Genomic DNA, 3,223 nt, shown 5'->3' with positions numbered 1-3,223 from the left:
GCATATCTACAGCGCGGATATTGTCGACACCCAACAGTGTCGTCACAACCTCGGCCATGCTCGTTGCTGTGCTCCTGCCATGGGCGGCAATCACAACACCCACTCTCCCTGAGACTTTGTCTTGCTTTAATGAAACCAGCAGCAAAGTCAGGTAATAAGTCTCCACCTCGGGGATGCTAATACTGTATTCTTTTTGCAGTTCTTGTTTCATCCATTTAGCGACTGCAAACTCTTGGGGATAATCTTCCACCATATTTTTAATGCTTGCATGGAGCGTCCGGCTGTTTTCGCCTAATTGGATCCGTTTTAAAAACGAACTGATATGGAGACTCATCGCATAGACGAAATTCCGTTGGAAGTGGTAATCCAAATGGTCTTGCGCATACTCAAACATATTCTTAGCAAAGCGAATAATTCGTTGATCAATGATTTCGGAAAGTTTTTTCTCTGTGTCAAAGGTCAACCCCGTATCACGATAAAAAGACTTCAGATGGACATTGATGTCGGTCGTAATGTAATGGTTGATGGATTCCTTATCGAGCCCTTCTTCCCGCAGCAGTGCGGCTTTATTTCCAATAATTTCATACAAATTATAAGGAAGCTCATAGGAATCGCTGATCAGTTGGTTTTCCTCTCCTTCATTCGGCACCAACATCAGCACAGGCTCCAGTATCCGAGTGAGTTCATTCAAACGCTCACGATGATTATTTGCCAAATTCATCAGACCGTTTTGGATCTCTGGTGTCAGCTCATCCAACGTAATCGATATTTCATCTGAATTCATATATTTCAAAAAGGCCCGCGCACAAACAAGCTGGACATTCGATTTCAGCTGCCCGACATTTCCGTAGGTTACGCTGCCGATCAATGCCTTCACTGCATCCTGTTTCACGTGGATGCTTTTTTGGATTCGATTGGCTTCAATCGAGACCATCCGCTTCAACAAATCCAGCTGTTCCGCAATCGGACGCTCTGAAAATTGCGGTAATTTAATGACGATCGGAATGCGCCGAACAAAGGTCTGAAGCAAACTGGAAGCGGGATCTTCCGTCGTAGCACAAACTAGACGGACATTGACTTTGTTGGCTTTATCGGTTTCGCCTAATCGATTATAGGTACCGTGATCCAGCAGATAAAAAATCATTTCTTGACCTTCAGGCGGTAGGCGGTGCACTTCATCCATAAAGAGCATGCCGCCGTCTGCCCGTTGGATCAATCCGTCCGTCGTTTCCGTCGCTCCTGTAAAAGCACCCTTGCGGTATCCGAACAAATGAGCCATCAATAACTCAGGATTGTGCGCATAGTCGGCACAATTGAACACAACCAGTTCCTTATCAGCTGCAAAAACTTGATTTGCTTGCGCGAAACGAAACATTGCATGAACAAAAAAGGTTTTCCCGCTTCCTGTCGGTCCAGTGATCAAGCAGCTTAACCCCTTAGGAGGATAGAGGATCGCCGCCTTTGCCTGATCAACTTGAGTCCGCATACTGTCATTTGAACCGATTACATTCGCAAACACCTCATTATTTGTTTCTCGGCTGCCCGCATTATTTCCTTCCCGGGTTGCGGGAACACGAGAAATTCCAGAAACAGGGCCGCGGGTTTCGCTGTTTGGCCTTGCTATTGGCTTGGGTTGGTCTTCTTTATATGAGTGCATCTTTTTTTGTGGTCGCTCAGGCCATTTCAAAGAGTGATCCGCATATCTGACCGGTCGTCCAGAGGATTTGATCAGTTTTCCCTGACGCACGAGCTCATTTAAGTCGCTGCTTGCATTGGGCCGTATGATCTGAAGCTCCGTCACAACTTCCTGAGTCGTCACGCCTTCGTTCCCCTGCTCAAAAGCAGCTTCTGTATACTCCTGCGAGCGAATTTTTATATACTCGTAGATTCGGTCAATTCGTTTCATCCAGATTCCTCCTGTTCCATCATCATAAAAATACCATAGTCCCGAAAAAAACGAAAGCGGAAGCTTACGAAAAGTGCCGTTCCACAGCCTGTTCTTTTTCAGTGCGTTAGCAATAACCCCAACAGGCTTTCAAAACATTTGAATAACGGCCGCATTTGTAATACAATGTACATACAAAGGAGTGATCATGATGAGCACCATATCATTACGCATGGATGAAGAAGAAGAAAAATTGATCAAAGAATATGCGAAAGCCAAAAACATTACGATTTCTGCTCTCTTCAGGAATGCAGTATTGGAAAAAATTGAAGACGAAATCGATCTGGAACTCTATCACGTTGCCATGAAACAACACAATGAGAACCCTCAAGTTCTTTCTTTCGATGAAATGATGAAGGAATTGGATTTCTGATGGTGGCATATAAAGTAGCCTTTGAAAGCAGCGCTCAAAAGACACTGAAGAAAATGGATCGTTATCAAGCGCAAATCATTTTATCTTGGATCAAAAAGAATCTGGTGGATACAGAGAATCCCAGACAGCACGGAAAGGGACTTGTCGCGAACCATTCTGGTGAATGGCGTTATCGGATTGGTGATTACCGTCTGATTGCAGACATCAATGATGATACAATCACTATATTAATTCTTGAAATCGGCCACCGGAAAGATATCTATAAATAGTAAGAGTCTATCTCTGGTGTCACTCCCATATATAATAGCCATATAATGAATTTCAAAATACTTAAACTATTTATGAAAATACTTCTTACACGCATCCTCTATTTGTGATACCATGGTTGACGTTGCAAAAAATTAGAAGGAGTGTTTACATGCCCACAAACAAAAAAGAAGGAATTATTTTTACGACGATAATGTGCTCTATGATGGTGTTAGGAATGAGCCTTTACAATCTGCTGTTACATGACAATTTAGCTCTTATGCCGCTTGTGGCAGGCTTAGTGCCAGGTTTTGTTGTTGCCTTTATTTTGGACGTATTCATTGTAGGAGTGGTCGCAAAGAAAATTGCTTTTCGACTACCCATCAAAAAAGAAAATAAGTTGCAGTTAATTTTGACAATCTCCAGTTTGATGGTTTTAGGCATGGTCACTTTCATGTCATTATTCGGAGTTCTGATGGAAGGCGGCATTCCAGATAATTTATGGGCGGCCTATAGTGAAGCGTGGAGAATGAATGTTATTGTCGCTTTGCCGTTGCAACTGTTGGTTGTCGGGCCTGTGTCCCGGACAATTCTTGGCAAAATCCAAGCCAATAGTACGCTTGTTTTGGAATAAACGTTAGCGCATAGTTGTTGAAAAA

Annotated in this window: 4 protein-coding genes; 3 read left to right on the top strand and 1 reads right to left on the bottom strand. The window is 43.2% G+C overall.

What is annotated here, in order from left to right; genetic code table 11:
• Positions 1–1,906, bottom strand: a 1,906-nt coding sequence (locus WBV27_RS10230) for a sigma-54-dependent transcriptional regulator (RefSeq protein ID WP_424201766.1), incomplete at its 3' end; no start/stop codon positions are given.
• A gap of 190 nt (positions 1,907–2,096) precedes the next feature.
• Between WBV27_RS10230 and relB the strand changes: the two genes are divergently transcribed.
• The 3 genes from relB (at position 2,097) to WBV27_RS10215 (ending at position 3,198) form a co-directional block, all read left to right on the top strand.
• The gene (gene relB, locus WBV27_RS10225; protein WP_424201764.1) at positions 2,097–2,318 is read left to right on the top strand and encodes a type II toxin-antitoxin system RelB family antitoxin; all 222 of its coding nucleotides are present in this window, start codon (positions 2,097–2,099) and stop codon (positions 2,316–2,318) included.
• Positions 2,319–2,320: 2 nt separating this feature from the next.
• On the top strand, positions 2,321–2,587 hold the full coding sequence (locus tag WBV27_RS10220) for a type II toxin-antitoxin system RelE family toxin (protein ID WP_424201768.1): 267 nt from the start codon (positions 2,321–2,323) through the stop codon (positions 2,585–2,587).
• Positions 2,588–2,736: 149 nt separating this feature from the next.
• Complete coding sequence (locus tag WBV27_RS10215) at positions 2,737–3,198, top strand: DUF2798 domain-containing protein (protein WP_424201762.1); 462 nt, start codon at positions 2,737–2,739, stop codon at positions 3,196–3,198.
• Positions 3,199–3,223 lie beyond the last annotated feature (25 nt).

It is taken from the genome of Trichococcus sp. (genome assembly GCF_049589555.1).
Taxonomy (GTDB): domain Bacteria; phylum Bacillota; class Bacilli; order Lactobacillales; family Aerococcaceae; genus Trichococcus.
Note: the sequence above shows the minus strand (reverse complement) of the source record. Positions and strands in the feature narration are given on the sequence as shown.

Coding starts and splice junctions, on each gene's coding strand:
- relB (WP_424201764.1), top strand. CDS start 2,097: ATGAGCACCATATCATTACGCATGGATGAAGAAGAAGAAAAATTGATC.
- WBV27_RS10215 (WP_424201762.1), top strand. CDS start 2,737: ATGCCCACAAACAAAAAAGAAGGAATTATTTTTACGACGATAATGTGC.